The organism is Caldimonas brevitalea, assembly GCF_001017435.1.
GTDB lineage: Bacteria > Pseudomonadota > Gammaproteobacteria > Burkholderiales > Burkholderiaceae_C > Caldimonas > Caldimonas brevitalea.
The window spans coordinates 6,410,753-6,427,145 of the sequence record NZ_CP011371.1 but is presented as its reverse complement, the minus strand read 5'-3'; the positions used below and the strand labels follow the sequence as shown (position 1 = coordinate 6,427,145).

The following is a 16,393-nucleotide window of genomic DNA, read 5'->3' as shown; positions in this document are numbered from 1 at the left end:
GTGGAATAGCGACATGGACCGTCTCGACACCTTGCGCGTGTTTGTCGCCGTGGCCGAACAGGCCGGCTTTGCGGCCGCGGCTCGCCATCTGCGCCTGTCCGCCCCGGCGGTGACCCGCGCGGTGGTGGCGCTCGAGCAGCGGGTCGGTGCACGCCTGTTGCACCGGACCACCCGCAGCGTGCGGCTGACCGAAGCGGGCGAGCGCTACCTGGCCGATTGCAAGCGCATCCTGCAAGACCTGGAGGAAGCCGATGCGGCGGCCGGCGGCGACTATGCCGAACCGCAGGGCTGGCTCGCGGTGACGGCGTCGTCGATGTTCGGCCGCCTGCACGTCGCGCCCCTGCTGCTCGACTTCCTCGCGGCCTATCCCAAGGTGAACGTGCGCAGCCTGTTCGTCGACCGGGTGGTGAACCTGGTCGACGAAGGCCTGGATGTCGCGGTGCGCATCGCCCGCCTGCCCGATTCGTCGCTCACCGCTGTGCGCGTCGGCTCGGTGCGCGCCGTCGTGGTGGCCTCGCCCGACTATCTCGGCAGGCGGGGGATACCGGCCGTGCCGGCCGACTTGCAAGGCCACCATGCGATCGGCATCGCCCAGACCGGCGGCCGTGCCGCACCCTGGCGCTTCGGCCGCGATGCCACGGCCGCAGAGCCGGCCGTGCGGCTGGTGGTCAACAGCGGCGACGTGGCAATCGGTGCGGCGCTGGCCGGCCACGGGCTCGCACGCGCCTTGTCCTATCAGGTCGCCGCTGACGTGGTGGCAGGGCGCTTGCAGATCGTGCTGGCCGAGCACGAACCGCCGCCCACACCGGTCCATCTGGTTTACCCCGAGGGCCGCAAGGCCGCCGCCAAGGTCAGGGCCTTCGTCGACTTTGCCGCGCCCCGTCTGCGCGAACGGCTGCAACTGGCGGCGCCGGAGCCCATGCCTGCAGCAGCCGAGGCCGAGGGCAGGTGAGGGCGAGTGCACCTGATGCCACAGGGTTGAGTCGGTAGAGACCGGCCTGCCGATGCCGCGTCCCACGGTGCTACCCTCGGCAGCCTGCCGTGGCCGACGCGCCGGCCCTGTGTGCGCGCCCCTCGAACCTCTGCGACGACACCCCCATGCCAGCCCATCCCAACCTCTACGCCGCCTTGCGGGCCGCCTTTCCCGACGACCTCGACACCATCGCCGTCGAGACCGACGACGGCCTGCGCTACCGCTGGCGCGACCTGGAGCGCGGCAGCGCGATGATCGCCAACCTGTTCGCCTCGCTCGACCTGCCACGCGGCGCGCGCATCCTGGTGCAGACCGACAAGTCGGTCGAGGCCTTGATGCTCTACCTCGCGACCTTGCGAGCGGGCCATGTCCACGTGCCGCTCAACACCGCCTACCAACAGGACGAGCTGGCCTATTTCATCGAAGACGCCCAACCCAGCGTGGTGGTGTGCGCCGGGCGCAACTTCTCGGCCATCAGCAAGCTGGCCTTCTCGCGTGGCACGGCCCATGTCTTCACGCTCAACGAAGACCGCAGCGGCTCCTTGCTCGAACGTGCCTCGCACATGAGCGACCAACACGCGGTGGTCGAGCCCGGCGACGACGAGCTGGCGGTGATCCTCTACACCTCGGGCACCACCGGGCGCAGCAAGGGCGCCATGCTCACCCACGGCAACATGCTCAGCAATGCGCTGACCTTGAAAGCCTACTGGGACTGGCAGCCCGACGATGTGTTGATCCATGCGCTGCCGATCTTCCACATCCATGGCCTGTTCGTCGCCATCCATGGCGCGCTGTTGTCGGGCAGCAAGATGATCTGGCTGCCGCGGTTCGATCCCCAGCGTGTCATCGAGCACCTGCCCCAGGCGACCGTGTTCATGGGCGTGCCCACGCTCTATGTGCGCCTGCTGGCCGAGCCCGGACTGACACACGAGGCCTGCCGCTCGATGCGCTTGTTCATCAGCGGCTCGGCACCGCTGCGGCTCGACACCTTCGAGGCCTTTCGCGACCGCACCGGCCACACCATCCTCGAGCGCTACGGCATGAGCGAGACGGTGATGCTGACCTCCAACCCCTGCAAGCCCGCCGACGGCGAGCGGCGCGGCGGCACCGTCGGCCGGCCGTTGCCGGGCGTGCAGGTGCGGGTGACCGATGCCAAGACGGGGGCTCCATGTCCGGCAAACGAGATCGGCGGCATCGAAGTGCGCGGCCCCAACGTCTTCGCCGGCTACTGGCGCATGCCCGAGAAGACGCGTGAAGAGTTCACCGCGGACGGCTGGTTCAAGACCGGCGACGTGGGCCGCTTCGACGCCGAGGGGTACCTCACCATCGTGGGCCGCAGCAAAGACCTGGTGATCAGCGGCGGCTACAACGTCTACCCGGCCGAGGTCGAAGGCTATCTGAACGAGATGGACGGTGTGGCCGAGTCGGCGGTGATCGGCGTGCCGCACCCCGACTTCGGCGAAGCGGTGGTGGCGGTGGTGGTGCCCAAGCCGGGCGTGGAGTTGGCCGAAGGTCCGATGATCGCCGCGCTGAAGGACCGCATCGCCGGCTTCAAGGTGCCCAAGCGGGTGTTCTTCGACGCCGAGTTGCCGCGCAACGCGATGGGCAAGGTGCAGAAGGCGCTACTGCGTGAGCAGCACCAACGGCTGTTCGCATCCTGAAGCCGGCTCGGGCCCTGCTGGCTTGCAACCCGAGCCGTTGCCGGTACGCTCAGCCGGCCTTGCGACGCCGCGCGACGGCGGCGGTGAGACCCAGGCCTGCCAACAGCAGCGCATACGTTTCCGGCTCGGGCACGGCCGCGACGCGGAAATCGATGTAGGCCAGCGATGCGGTCGAGGCGACGAAGGGGTCGCTGCTGAAGCCGTTGAGCAAATAGCTGAACGACACGGCCACCGGCAGGGTGGTCCCGGCGAAGCTGACCTCCGAGCCGCTCGGCAGCGCGCCGGAGGTGAACACCCCCAACGACACCGCGTCGCCGTCGCTTGCACCGGCGGCGGCGAGCGATTCGCTGTAGGTCAGCGTCGCGCTTTCGGTCGGGTTGTCGAAGCTGCCGGTGACGAACATCTGCACGCCGCTCACCGTGATGCCCGCCTTCGGCAGCAGCGTGAAGCCAAGTGAGTCGCTGGCCGAGTCGGTTTCGATCGAGTCAGGGGTCGGGCCCACCGTGATGTCACCGTCACCGCGCAGCGTGAAGCGCACCGTGTCGGGCGCGACCAGGCTGAAGCCGCTACCTGCGGGGAAGCCGGTGTCGTCATAGGACACATCGAACAGTTCACCGGCCACCGTGGCGGCGAGCGAACTGCCGGCCGCGAACAGACTGCCGAGGACGAGGGCGCAGGCGCGCGCCTGGCGAGACAGAGCTTGCATGAAGATCTCCTGGTCGTATCGTCGAAGGGCACGGCCGCGGCCGCGGGAAGAGGGAAAACGGCCCGGAAGGCCGCCAACGCATCGTGCAAGGCCCCGGGTGAGGCCCGGGTAAGCACTGGTGTCGAACTGTTGCGGGAAGGGTGGGCCGCGGCGGGACGTGCCTTCGGCGTTTCACGCCGATCCCATGCCTACGCCGAGCGGGGCAACGCGAAGTAGAAGCAGGCGCCCTGGCCCGGCGCACCCTCGGCCCACACCTCGCCGCCGTGGCGGTTCACGATGCGCTTGACGATGGACAGGCCCACCCCGGTGCCGGGGAACTCGTCTTGAGAGTGCAGGCGCTGGAACACGTCGAACAATCGATCGGCCAGCTGGCGGTCGAAGCCGGCGCCGTTGTCGCGCACATGGAACACATGGCGCCGCTCGTCGCTGCTGACACCGACTTCGACCCGCGGCTGTGCAGCACGGCGAGAAAACTTGACGGCGTTGGACAACAGGTTGTGCCAGACCTGTCGCAGCAGCACCGGGTCACCGTCGATCGGTGGCAGGTCGTCGATCCGCAGGTCGAGTGGCACGGCGGCGGGCGCAGCGCTGCGCAACACATCGGCCGCGGCCGCCTGGGCCAGCGCCTTCATGTCCAGCGGCTCGCGGCGCAACGCCTGCTGGTCGACGCGCGCCAGCGCCAGCAACTCGTCGACCAGCACCCCGAGGCGGTCGCACTCGGCGGCCGAGAGCGAGAGCAGGTCGCGCGCACGCGTGTCGAGTTGCGGGCCGCTCAGCTCGAGCGCCATGCGGGTGGCGCTGCCCACCGAGCCGATCGGGCCCTTGAGGTCGTGCGAGACGGTGCGTGTGAAGCTCTGCAGATCGGCATTGGCCTGCTCCAAAGCCCGGGTGCGTTCGGCCACCCGGTGCTCCAGCGTCTCGTTCAAGCTCACCAGTTCGCGCTCTCGGTCGCGCAGCTGTGTCACCAGGGCACCGAGGGCATACGCCAGCTGCGTCACTTCGTCCTGAGGCGAACCGCCCACCGCGTCGTGTTGCGGCGCTTGCAATTGCGCCTCGCGCGCGACGCGGCGCAACGGCGCGGCGAGCCGTCCGGCCAGCCACCAGCCGGCCAGGCCGAAGCCGAGCACGCCGAACAGGCCATAACCCCAGATCCGCCACTGCAGGTGGCGCGCCGGCGCCGTCGCGATGCTGACCGGCTGGCGCACCAGCACGGTCCAACCCAGGCCGGGGTAGCCGGCGCGCGGGCCGGCGCGATGGGCGGCGCTGAGGTAGCGCCGACCGTCCTGCCAGGGCTCGATGCCATGGCGCTGTTGCGTCAGCCGTTCGACGGTGGCCGGTGCCAATGGAACGCGGGGTCCGCCCTTGGGGCCCAGCAGCTGCTCGCCCGCGCGGTTGACCACGATCACCTCGATGTGCCGTGCCGCCTCCACCGGCGCGAGCGCCTGCTCGCGGAGCTCTTGAGCCCATTTCCAGCTCAGGTGGGCGCCGAGCACGCCCACCATACGTTCGCCCTCGCGTATCGGCGCTGCCACATCGACCAGACGCAGGGGCTCGTTGTCGACCTGCGGCAGCAAGCGCGCCAGCAGCACCGCGTCGTGCACGTCGCCGACAAAGGGCCGGGTGCGTGCTTCGACGAACCACGGGCGCTGCGCCACGTCGCGCTTTTCGAGCACGCCGCCGGTGGCGGCCACCACCACACCCTGCGGGTCGGTCACGCCGATCCAGGCGTAGTGGCGAAACGATTGCTGCAGCTGTTCGAGAACCACACGCCAGGCGGCGGGGTCCAGTTCGCGGCGGTGCAGGTGTTCGAGTCCCGCGATGTTCTGGATCTCACGGTAGCGTTCGCCCATGCCCGCGTCGAGCGACGACGACAGGTGGCGTGCGACTTCGGCGAGGCTGAGGCCGGCGTCGGCCGTGACCTGCAGGCGGGCCGATCGGGCCGACGCCCAGCCGACGAACAAGAACACGGCGAGGGCCAGGCTGCCGAACCCCAGCCCGATCTTGACGCGCGTGCTCACGCCGGAGCGGCGCCGCGACGGTAGGGCAAGGGTACTGCTGCGCATGTTCCATCCGTGGATGGCGCCGGACTGTACTCGCATGCGCAGCGCATGGCGCATCGACCCAGGCGCCTGCGGGCTTGATCGCCTGATGGGGTGGCGGATTGCACGCTTGACCCCTGGCAGGTGAAGCAGGGCCACAACGGTGGCCACCGCACCGAGGGCTTCAAGCAGCGAGGAAGGCGTCGTAGCCGGTCTTCAAGATGAGCGCCGACACCACGGCAATGAACACGCCGCGGACGAAGCCCGCACCGTGGCGCAGGGCCAGCCGGGTGCCGAGCAGGCTGCCGGCGATGTTGGCGACCGCCATCACCAGCGCGTAGTGCCACCAGATGTGCCCCTTGGAGATGAACAGGGCCAGCGCCGACAGGTTGGTGGCGGTGTTCAACAGCTTGGCACTGGCCGACGCGTGCAGGAAGTCGTAGCCGAGCACTCGCACGAACAGGAACACGAAGAAGCTGCCGGTGCCCGGGCCGAAAAAGCCGTCGTAAAAGCCCACCAGCAGGCCGATGATCGAGGCGAGGGCGGCCTCGATGCCGCCACCGAAACGGCGCGCATGCTCGCGCCCCAGGTCCTTGCGTGCGAGCGTGTAGAGCAGCACCGCCAGCAGGATCAGCGGCAGCGCCTTGCGCAGGCCCTCCGGAGAGACTTGCGTGACGGTCCAGGCACCCAGCGCCGCGCCGCACAAGGCTGCCGCGGCAGCGGGCAGCAGCGCCGACCACACCATCTCGACCCGTCGGGCGTACTGCAGCGTGGCCCAGGCCGTGCCCCAGACCGCGGCACCCTTGTTGGTGCCGAACAGCGTCGCGGGGGCGGCGCCGGGGAAAACACCGAACAGTGCCGGCACCAGGATCAGGCCGCCGCCGCCGACGATCGCGTCGATGAAACCGGCAAACCCGGACGCGAGCGTGACGAAGACGAACTCGAACATCAGAGGGACATGGTGAAGAGTTGAAGCGCCTCGACCGCGGGCTGCCGCGGGCATGTGGGCCGCGATGCCGCCATGGCGCAGCACAAAAACAAAGGGCGCTGACATCGGCCAGCGCCCTCGCAATTGTGACATTCGCTATGCGTCACAGAGTACTTTTGTACTGCTTCTCTGTGTCTCCTCAGACCCCCGCCCTGTGCAAGCACCTGGAAGGCCGGGCTCGCAGCGAGTGACGTGACTGTAGGCTGATGATCGCACGTCAGCACTAGGGGTTTTCCTGCCCTATTTTCGAGCAGTCGAATCTTTGCCGACGGCCTTCGGCCTCTCGGCTGGGCACCGTCTCGCGCCCAATTCGGGCATGCTGGCGGCCTCGTCACCGGCCCGTCACGGCCTTGCGGAGTGCAGATGATCGTCGTCCACCACCTCAACAACTCCCGCTCTCAGCGTGTGCTCTGGTTGCTCGAAGAACTCGAACTTCCTTATGAAGTGAAGCGTTACGAGCGCGACCCGAAGACCATGCTCGCGCCGGCCTCGCTGGTCGCCGTGCACCCGCTGGGCAAGTCGCCCGTGATCAGCGACGGCGACCTGACGCTGGCGGAGTCCGGGGCCATTCTGGAGTACCTGGCCGGGCGTTATGGCGCCGGCCGACTGGTGCCGCCGGAAGGCAGCCCCGAGCGGCTGCGCTACACCTACTGGATGCACTATGCCGAGGGCTCGGCGATGCCACCCTTGCTGCTGAAGCTGATCTTCGATCGCATCGAGACCGCGCCGATGCCGTTCTTCGCCAAGCCCGTGGCCCGCTCGATCGCCGGCCGCGCAAAGGCGATGATGGTCACGCCCCAGTTGGCTCGTCACCTCGATTTCCTCGAGGGTGAACTGGCCGGGCGTGATTGGTTTGCCGGCGACACCTTCAGTGCGGCCGACATCCAGATGAGCTTCCCGCTCGAGGCGGCCGCCGCGCGAGCAGGGCTCGACCAGAGCCGGCCCCGGCTGATGAACTTTCTCGAGCGTCTCCACGCCCGCCCTGCCTATCGCCGTGCGCTGGAAAAAGGCGGGCCGTTCCGGCTGAAGTAAGCGCAGGGCGGGCCCTGTACCTTGTTCAGCCCGTTGTCAGCACGTTCTGGACTTTTTGCGCACGGCGCTGCTCAAGGGCGGCGACGTACCGGCCGATAAAACGGTCACCACGACTGCTTCCCGAGCAGCGGCCTGCTTGCCGCGCCGCTGCCGGTGCCCGCCATGACCGCCCCTGCCGATGTGAACCGCCACTACCTCGACCGGGTCATGGATGCGGCCAAGTCGCAGGAGATCGAGGCAACCGAGGACATCGTCGCGGGCAACGGGATGAAGTTGCTCAGCAAGGGCGCGCGCATCGACGAGCGCGTCAGGGAGCGGCTGCTGGAGTACAAGCTGCGCAAGCCGTTGGAGAGCAGTTTGCGCGTGGCCGGCGGCGTGTCGAGCGAGCAACTGGCCGAGGCCGGTCTGCGTCTGCTCGAACAGCACGCGACCTTGAAGGCGGTGCGACTGCCCGCGGCGACCAAGTCGGCGCTCGGCTGCTTGAGTGCCTTTCCGTCGATCGACACCTTGCAGACGCTGCTGACGCTCTATTGCGGCCAGGACCCGCACAAGCTCGACCATGCGGTCGCCGTGAGCCTGCTGGCCATCTCGCTGCACCAGCGCCTGCAGCACGACCACGAGACGCAACTGCAGGCCGCGATGCTGTCGGGCCTGTTCCACGATGTCGGCGAGCTCTACATCGACCCCGCGGTGCTGCAAAGCGGTGGCGCGCTCAGCCTGGCCGAATGGAAGCAGGTCTGCGTCCACCCGTTGGTGGCTCACCGCCTGATCAGCGACATCCCGCAACTCCACAAGAGCGTGGCCGAGGCGGTGCTGCAGCACCATGAACGCCTCGACGGCTTCGGCTACCCGGCCGGCCTGAAGGGCGATGCGATCGGCAGGCCCGGGCGCATCCTGGGCGCGAGCGAACTGCTGGCCGGTATCGCAGAGGGCAGCCGCACGCCGCTCAACAGCGCCTGCGTGGCGCTGAAGCTGGTGCCTGACGAGTTCGACCGCGCGCTGATCGATGCGGTGGCGTCCAACCGCGCGGCTCTGGCCGCCGAACTCGAAGCGCCGGTGTTGCCGCCCTGGGACGACACGCTGGCGCAAGTCGAGCACCTGGTGGCGGGCATGCAGCGGGTCGACCAACTGCGACCCCTGCTGGCCGCCCGGCTGGCGACGATCGACCCGGCGACGCGGCATACCTTCAGCGGCGCCGCGTTTCGCTACGAGCGCATCTGCATGGCCCTCATCAGCGCCGGCGTCAACACCCGCAACCCCGACGAGTTGCAGCGCCTGCGCCAGGGGGAGGTCTCGCCTGCCATCCAACTCGAGCTCACGCTGGTGCTGCGCGAGATCCGCTGGCGCCTGCAGGAGTTGGGCCGCGAACTGACCTTGCGCGTTCAGCGCACCTCCGCGCAGCACGCCGATCTGGCGGTGGAAGTGGTGGCCATCTTCAACGCTGGCACCTGAACCGGACGGGCCGCGACAGGCGCTGCAAAGGGCGCCAGGCGCCGTCCCATCTGGGATTGCTTCTTGCTGCCTGGCTTGCAACGGGCGAAGTACGGCAGGTCGCCGTGCTCAGTGCGCCCGGGTCAAATTCCCAGGAGAGCATGTGATGACCTCGCCCCTCGCAGTGCTGGCGGGCCTGATCGTGGCTGCACCGGCGGTGCTGGCCCAGTTGCCGCCCGGAGACGGGCCGCACCCGCTGACGGGTGCTGTGGTGGACCCGACCCCGGTGCCGTTCGACGAACGGCTGCTGTCACGGCTGACCGTGCCGCCGGGCTTCAAGGTGTCGGTGTACGCGCGTGACCTGCAGAACGTGCGCTGGCTGCAGGTGGCGCCCAACGGCGACGTCTACGCGTCGCGCCGCGAGCAGGGCGACGTGCTGCTGCTACGTGACACCGATGGCAACGGCGTGGCCGACGAGCGCAAGACGGTCGCGCAGAACATCAAGTGGCTCAATGGCCTGTACCTGCATGGACGGCAGCTCTACCTGGCGTCCGACCGCAAGGTGCTGGTGGCCGACGTGCAGCCCGACGGTGGCCTGGGCACACCGCGGGTCCTCATCAAGGACTTGCCCGATGCCGGGCAGCACCCGAACCGCACGCTCGCCATCGGCCCCGACGGCCTGCTCTACATCACCGTCGGCTCCACCTGCAACAACTGCCGCGAGACCAACGCCGAAAGTGCCACGCTGCTCGTCGCCGCACCCGACGGCTCGGCGCGCGACGTTTATGCGCGCGGCTTGCGCAACACGATCGGCTTCGCCTGGCACCCGGTGACGGGCGCGCTGTATGGCTTCGACCATGGGTCCGATGGGCGTGGCGACGACCAGCCGCCCGAGGAGCTGAACCGCATCGATAAGCACAAGCACTACGGCTGGCCCTATTGCTATGGCGACCGGCAGGTCGACCGGCTGCAGGCCAACGAGCCGCCGCATACCACCAAGGCCGAGTTCTGCTTGCGCACCGAGCCGCCCGTGCTCACCTACACCGCGCATGCCGCGCCCCTGGGGCTGCTCTTCTATACCGGCAGCCAGTTCCCCGCGGAGTACCGGCACAGTGCCTTCGTCGCGATGCGAGGGTCGTGGAACCGCGCCGCGCCGAGCGGCTACAAGGTGGTGCGGGTGCGCTTCGACAATGCCGGCAAGCCGGTCGGCATCGACGACTTCGTTTCCGGTTGGCTGATGCCGCCGCCGGCGCCGCTCACGCAGCCAGGGGGCAGCACGGCCGCCGACGAGCACCAGGAGGCGCGCCGGCCGGCGCGCTTCGGCCGGTTGGCCGGGCTGGCGCAAGCGGCGGACGGCTCCCTGCTCGTGGCCGAAGACGAAAACGGCGTGATCTACCGCGTGCGCTACGAGGGCAAATGAGATGAAGCAGCACCACCACGCCCACACCCTCGCAGCCCTGCTCATGCTGGTCGGCTCCGCGACCGCCCAGCCCCCGGCTTCCGCTGCCTCGGCCACGCTGGTCGACAGCGCCGGCCTTGCCAAAGGCACGGCCCGCTTCACCGACACGCCGCAAGGCCTGCAGATCGACCTCGACCTGCAGGGGTTGCCGCCGGGCCAGCATGCCGTGCATGTGCACCGCCATGGCGAGTGCGCGCCCGGGCCCGACCCGGCCGAAAACAAGGTGGTGCCTTTCGGTGCCGCCGGCCCGCATTTCGACCCGACCCAAAGCCGCAACCACGGCGACCCCTCCGCCCCGGCCGACCAGGTGCACGGCGGCGACCTGCCCAACCTCGCCGTCGGCCCCGACGGGCGTGCCCGCCTCACGCTGCGCAGCGCCAAGCTGACGGCCCGGCCAGGTGACAAGACCTCGGTGCTGGGCCGCAGCCTGGTGGTGCACGAGCGGCCCGACGACTACCGCAGCGACCCGGCCGGCAATGCCGGACCCCGCATCGCCTGTGGTGTGATCGACTTGCCGGGGCGCACGCCGCTGGCACGCCACACCTTCGACGGCGCCAACGTGTTTCCCGAGGGCATCGCCGTCGACGAGAAGACCGGCGTGGCCTATGTGGGCTCGTCGTCCGAGGGCCACCTCTACAAGCTGGTGCCCGGCCGCGCCAAGGCCGAACTGCTCGCGCTCGGCGGGTCGCCGGGCCGCGAGGCCGCCCTCGGCCTGAAGCTCGACGCACAGGGCCGGCTGTGGGTGGCGGGCGGCGCGAGCGGCAAGCTGGCGGTGGTGGATGCCGCCACCGGCCGCACCCAGGCCGTGCTCGACACTCCATCTGGCCCGCAGACTTTTCTCAACGACGTGGTGCTGGCCGCCGACGGTTTTGCCTATGTGACCGATTCAGCCCGCCCCGTGCTGTTCCGGGCAGCTCATGCGGGCCCCTTGCCCCGCCAACTGGAAGCGTGGCTCGACCTCGGCGCCACGCCGGTCCGCTACCGCGGCGACGCACCCAACCTCAACGGAATCGTCGCCACATCGGATGGCCGCTGGCTGTTGGCGGTGCAGACCAGCACCGGCCAGTTGTGGCGCATCGACCCGCGCAGCCGCGAAGTGCGAGAGATCCCGGTGGACGGCGGGTCGCTGCTGCATGGCGACGGCCTGCTGCTGCAAGGGCGCAGCTTGTTCGTCGTGCGCAATGTCGAGTCGGAACTGGTGCGGCTGGAACTCGACGAGGGCTACACGCGGGCCCGCGTCGCACAGCGGACGACGGGTTTGCCGTTCAAGCATCCCACGACCCTGGCCGCGGGCCGCGGCGCCGGCCTCCTGGTGGTCAACGGGCAGTTGGAACGCCAGAAGAACCCGCCACCGCTGCTGCCCTTCGACGTGATCGAGGTCGGTCGGCCCTGACGCCGCCGCCGAAGCGAGGCGCGCGATGAGCCAGGAGCACCCGCAGGACAGGGGCGGCCAGGACCCGTCGGGCTGGCGTACCTTGTTCGAACGCAACCCGTTGCCGATGTGGGTGGTATGCATCGAGACGCAGCGGGTGCTGGCGGTCAACCGGGCCGCGCTGCAGCACTACGGCTACAGCGAAGCGGAGTTTCTGGCGATGAGCCTGGGCGAGTTGCACGCGCCGCCCGATCCCAGCGCGGGCCCTGGGCTGCCGGCGTCCGACGGGCGTCACCATCGCACCAGCCTGCGCCACCGCCGCCGCGACGGCACGCTGATCGACGTCGAGCTGATCAGCGAAGCGGTCCGCTTCGCAGGGCGCGAAGCGTCGCTCGTAGTGGCCTCGGATCTCACAGAGCAACACCGCACCGAAGACAGGCTGCGGCAGAACGAGGCCTTGCTGCGCATCGCGGGCAGCGTGGCGCACCTGGGGGCGTGGTCGCTGGACGCGGCCACCTCGCGCCTGCGGTGGTCGGAGGAAGTGGCGGCCATCTACGAAACCCCGCCCGGCTGGACGCCGGATCTCCAGACCGCCCTCGGCTATTACGTGGAGCGCGACCGCGCGCGCCTGCAGCAGGCCGTGATGCAATGCCTGCACCGCGGCACCCCCTACGATCTCGAGACCGAGCTGATCACCGCCCAGGGCAAGCGACGCCATGTGCGTGTGATCGGTCTGGCGCAGCGCGACGCCGGCGGCACGATCGTGCAGGTCAGCGGGGCCATCCAGGACATCACCGACCGCAAGCAGGCCGAAGGCGAGTTGCGCGAGCTGGCGGACCGGCTGGTCACCACGTTGGAAAGCTTCACCGACGCTTTCTTCACGCTCGACCGCGACTGGCGCTTCACCTATATCAACCGGCGCGCCGAAGAGGTGCTGGAGCGGCCGCGCCAGGCCTTGCTCGGCCGCAACGTCTGGGACGAGTTTCCGACCGCGGTCGGCAGCGTGTTCCAGCGCGAATACGAACGTGCGATGGCGCAGCACCAGGCCGTGAACTTCAAGGAGTACTACGCGCCGCTCGGGCGCTGGCTCGAGGTGCATGCCTATCCGTCGGAGCTGGGCCTGGCTGTCTACTTTCGGGACGTGTCGGCCTTGCACGAGGCCGAACGCACACGGCACGTGGCCGAGGCCGCAGAACGCGCCAGCCGGTCCAAGACACGCTTTCTGGCGCGGCTCAGCCACGAGATGCGCACGCCGCTCAATGCGGTGCTGGGCTTTGCCCAACTGCTCGCGCACCAGGCCGCCAAGCGCCGCGACACCGAGCAGGCCGAGCAACTGCATCACATCCTGCACGCGGGGCGGCACATGGTCGCGCTGGTCAACGACGTGCTCGACCTGCAGCAGGTCGAGGAGGGCGCGCTGAAGCTGCAGCTCGGGCCGGTCGAGTTGGGCCATGTTGCGGCCGAGACGGCCGAACTGCTCCGGCCGCTCGCCGAGCAAAACAACGTGCACCTGCAGCAGCACGTGCCGGCCGGTGTGATGGTGCAGGCCGACGAACAACGCTTGCGCCAGGTGCTGCTGAACCTGGTCTCGAATGCGATCAAGTACAACCGGCACGGCGGTAGCGTGCGGCTGTCGACCGAAGAGACCCAGGAGGGTGCGATCCGTCTGGTGGTCGCGGACACCGGGCACGGCATGACCGAAGCGCAGATGGCGGCCTTGTTCCAGCCCTTCGAGCGCCTCGGACACGAAAGCTCGGCCATCGAAGGGACCGGCCTCGGTCTGATCATCGCGCGCCGCTTCCTCGAGGAGATGGGCGGCACGCTCAGGCTGAGCAGCGTCCCGGAACAAGGCACCCAGGCCTGCGTCGAGCTGCCGCTGGTGATGGCGGTGCTGCTGCGGCGGCCGGCCGGGCCGGCCGAACCCCCGGTGCCACCGCCGTTGTCGGTGCCGGTGCCGGACGCCGCGGGCGGCGGCGCACGCTTGCGGCTGCTGTATGTCGAGGACAACCCGGTCAATGCCTTGCTGTTCGAGGAGGCCATGCGGCTGCAGACCGAGGTCGAGTTGCGCGTGGCCGACAGCGCCGAGCAGGGCATTCAACTGGCACGTGTATGGCCGCCCGACGTGCTGGCGCTCGATGCCAATCTGCCGGACCTGAACGGGTTCGAGTTGTTGGCGCAGTTGCGCCAGGTGCCCGGCCTCGAGCACGTGCCGGCCTTCATGTGCTCGGCCGATGCGCTGCCCGACGACATCCGCCGTGCGCGCGAAGCTGGCTTCACCGGCTATTGGACGAAGCCGATCGACTTGGGCGAGGTGGCGGCCGATCTGCGTCGGGTGGCTGCGGCGCGGAATTAGGCCAAGGCCTTCACCTTCTTCTTCAGCCGGTGGAGGCCGCCAGAATCCACTCCGCAGCGCGTTCGGCCATCATCAAGGTCGGTGAATTGGTGTTGCCGCTGGTGATGGTGGGCATCACGCTCGCGTCGACCACCCGCAGCCCACGCACACCGCGCACGCGCAGACGCGGATCGACCACCGCCATCGGGTCGTCGGGCCGGCCCATGCGGCAGGTGCCGACCGGATGAAAGATGGTGGTGGCAATGTCGCCGGCCAGCGTCGCCAGTTCTTCGTCGCTCTGGTATTGCACGCCGGGTTTCACTTCCTCGGGCCTGAAGCGCTGCAAGGCCGGCTGCGACACGATGCGCCGTGTCATGCGCAAGGAGTCGGCCGCGACCTGCCGGTCGGCCTCGGTGCTCAGGTAACACGGGCGGATCTGCGGTGCGTCTTCGAAGCGGGGCGAGTGCACCCGCACGTGGCCGCGGCTGCTGGGGTTGAGGTTGCAGACGCTGGCGGTGAAGGCGTTGAACCGGTGCAGCGGCTCGCCGAACGCGTCGAGCGACAGCGGCTGCACGTGGTATTCGAGGTTGGGCCAGGGCTGCTCGGGTGAGGAACGCGTGAACGCGCCCAGCTGCGAAGGCGCCATGCTCATCGGCCCGCTGCGACGCCAGGCATATTCGAGCCCGATCATGGCCTTGCCCCACCACGAGCGGGCCAGCGTGTTGAGCGTCTTCACGCCTTGCACCGCATACACCGCGCGGATCTGCAGGTGGTCCTGCAGGTTCTCGCCGACGCCCGGGAGGTCGTGTTGCACCGCGATGCCATGCCGGTGCAGCCAGTCGGCCGGACCAATGCCCGACAGCTGCAGCAGTTGGGGCGTACCGATGGCGCCGGCCGCGAGGATCACCTCCCGCGTCGCCGTCACCGTGCGGCGGCCCTCGCGCGTCACCACCTCGCAGCCGGTCGCCCGCAACACGCCGTCGGCATCGCGCTCGGTCGACAAGCGTGTCACATGGGCACCGGTGCAGAGTACGAAATTGGGCCGGGTCAAACACACCGGGCGCAAAAACGCCTTGGCGGTGTTCCAGCGCCAGCCCGCGCGCTGGTTGACCTCGAAATAGCCCACGCCCTCGTTGTCGCCGCGGTTGAAATCGTCGCTCGCGGGGACACCGGCCTGCTGCGCCGCCAACGCGAAGGCGTCGAGCACGTCCCAGCGCAAACGTTGGCGCTCCACCCGCCATTCACCGCCGTGGCCATGGGCGGCCTTGAAGGCGTCGGAGGCCTGGTCGGCGTGCAGGGGGTCCAGGCGCCAGTGGTTTTCATGCTGCTTGAAGTAGGGCAGGCAGGCGTCCCAGCGCCAGCTGTCGTCGCGGCACAGGGCCGCCCAGCCGTCGTAGTCGCGCCGCTGGCCGCGCATGTAGATCATGCCGTTGATGCTCGAGCAGCCCCCCAGCCCCTTGCCACGCGGGTAGCGCAGCTGACGGCCGTTGAGGCCGGGCTCGGCTTCGGTGTGGTAGAGCCAATCGGTGCGGGGGTTGCCGATGCAGTACAGGTAGCCGACCGGGATGTGGATCCAGTGGTAGTCGTCACGCCGCCCGGCTTCCAGCAGCAGCACCCGGTGGCGGCCATCGCGGCTCAGACGGTTGGCGAGCAGGCAGCCGGCGGTGCCGGCGCCGATGATGACGTAGTCGAAGCTGTCGGAAGTCGAGGAACTCGGCACGGGGGTCTCCGCGGCACGCTGTGCGCGCCGGAGCCGCCAGGGGGGCGTGCGGATGCCGGTCGCGCCGCGCGGCCTGTTGTTCGTGTCTGGTGCCCTGTTCACACGCTGCGAGGACTCGCATGAGGACACAAAGCGGTGCCTGTAAGACCTCGCTTTGCGGAGATCGCCCGCAGGGCCGGTGGCCTGCAAGCGTGTGAACAGCCCTGGCGGCAGGCGCAGTCTACGACGCGCCGCGCTGCTGCGTGGCCGGGGTCAGGGCGAGATCAGCGTGACGCTGTGCACTTGCACCGAAGGCGCGTCGAACACGCCGCTGCCGACCTCGCCGATCACCTCGACGGTGGTCTGGCCGCTCAGCTTGGTGTCGTGGGGCAGCTGGATCTGGGAGGCGTCGAGCCGGATGGTCCCGGAGCCGTCCGAAAACAGATACTTGCCCTCGCCGACGCCGCGCATCAACCGCCCCCGCAGCCGCACCTCGCGGCCTTCGATGGGGGCGCGCAAGATGTCCGAGACGGCCTGTTGTTGGGGCTGCTGGGCCTGCGGCGCCGGGGCCGGCGCCTGAGCGCCAACGCGAGGGCCGCCGAGCATCACGAGCACGGGCAAGAGCAGTTGGATCGAGCTGGGCATGGCGGTCTCCTGGTCGCAGCCGGCGGCACCTGGCCCCAGGTGCCGCGCCGAGCCGG

Annotated in this window: 12 protein-coding genes; 7 read left to right on the top strand and 5 right to left on the bottom strand. The window is 69.3% G+C overall.

Annotation, left to right across the window (positions count from 1 at the left end):
* Positions 1 to 13 precede the first annotated feature (13 nt).
* Positions 14 to 952, top strand: a complete 939-nt coding sequence (locus AAW51_RS27445; RefSeq protein WP_047197157.1) for a LysR family transcriptional regulator — start codon at positions 14 to 16, stop codon at positions 950 to 952.
* A 146-nt stretch (positions 953 to 1,098) separates the two neighbouring features.
* The gene (locus AAW51_RS27440) at positions 1,099 to 2,634 is read left to right on the top strand and encodes a malonate--CoA ligase (RefSeq protein WP_047198394.1); all 1,536 of its coding nucleotides are present in this window, start codon (positions 1,099 to 1,101) and stop codon (positions 2,632 to 2,634) included.
* A 49-nt stretch (positions 2,635 to 2,683) separates the two neighbouring features.
* On the opposite strand, the gene AAW51_RS31060 is transcribed toward AAW51_RS27440, so the two are convergent.
* The 3 genes from AAW51_RS31060 to AAW51_RS27425 form a co-directional block, all read right to left on the bottom strand.
* Positions 2,684 to 3,340, bottom strand: coding sequence for a PEP-CTERM sorting domain-containing protein (locus AAW51_RS31060; RefSeq protein ID WP_053013962.1), 657 nt, complete (start codon positions 3,338 to 3,340; stop codon positions 2,684 to 2,686).
* Between the two features lie 188 nt (positions 3,341 to 3,528).
* Entirely contained in the window at positions 3,529 to 5,403 is a 1,875-nt protein-coding gene (locus AAW51_RS28660) for a sensor histidine kinase (protein ID WP_169788096.1), read from the bottom strand.
* A 160-nt stretch (positions 5,404 to 5,563) separates the two neighbouring features.
* Positions 5,564 to 6,328, bottom strand: a complete 765-nt coding sequence (locus AAW51_RS27425; protein ID WP_047197156.1) for a TSUP family transporter — start codon at positions 6,326 to 6,328, stop codon at positions 5,564 to 5,566.
* 402 nt (positions 6,329 to 6,730) lie between these two features.
* Between AAW51_RS27425 and AAW51_RS27420 the strand changes: the two genes are divergently transcribed.
* The 5 genes from AAW51_RS27420 to AAW51_RS27400 all read left to right on the top strand — a co-directional run bounded on the left by AAW51_RS27420 (position 6,731) and on the right by AAW51_RS27400 (position 14,014).
* Positions 6,731 to 7,399 (top strand): glutathione S-transferase, encoded by a 669-nt coding sequence (locus AAW51_RS27420; protein WP_047197155.1) that lies wholly within the window; start codon positions 6,731 to 6,733, stop codon positions 7,397 to 7,399.
* Between the two features lie 162 nt (positions 7,400 to 7,561).
* The gene (locus AAW51_RS27415) at positions 7,562 to 8,851 is read left to right on the top strand and encodes an HD-GYP domain-containing protein (protein WP_047197154.1); all 1,290 of its coding nucleotides are present in this window, start codon (positions 7,562 to 7,564) and stop codon (positions 8,849 to 8,851) included.
* A gap of 145 nt (positions 8,852 to 8,996) precedes the next feature.
* Positions 8,997 to 10,250, top strand: a complete 1,254-nt coding sequence (locus AAW51_RS27410; protein WP_047197153.1) for a PQQ-dependent sugar dehydrogenase — start codon at positions 8,997 to 8,999, stop codon at positions 10,248 to 10,250.
* A gap of 1 nt (position 10,251) precedes the next feature.
* Entirely contained in the window at positions 10,252 to 11,682 is a 1,431-nt protein-coding gene (locus AAW51_RS27405; protein ID WP_053013960.1) for a superoxide dismutase family protein, read from the top strand.
* A 25-nt stretch (positions 11,683 to 11,707) separates the two neighbouring features.
* Positions 11,708 to 14,014: a PAS domain-containing sensor histidine kinase gene (locus AAW51_RS27400; RefSeq protein ID WP_047197152.1), complete on the top strand. Its 2,307-nt coding sequence runs from the start codon at positions 11,708 to 11,710 to the stop codon at positions 14,012 to 14,014.
* A 22-nt stretch (positions 14,015 to 14,036) separates the two neighbouring features.
* On the opposite strand, the gene AAW51_RS27395 is transcribed toward AAW51_RS27400, so the two are convergent.
* Together AAW51_RS27395 and AAW51_RS27390 are read right to left on the bottom strand one after the other, a co-directional pair.
* Positions 14,037 to 15,713 (bottom strand): GMC family oxidoreductase, encoded by a 1,677-nt coding sequence (locus tag AAW51_RS27395; protein WP_047197151.1) that lies wholly within the window; start codon positions 15,711 to 15,713, stop codon positions 14,037 to 14,039.
* A 252-nt stretch (positions 15,714 to 15,965) separates the two neighbouring features.
* Entirely contained in the window at positions 15,966 to 16,337 is a 372-nt protein-coding gene (locus AAW51_RS27390; RefSeq protein WP_047197150.1) for a NirD/YgiW/YdeI family stress tolerance protein, read from the bottom strand.
* Positions 16,338 to 16,393: the final 56 nt, after the last annotated feature.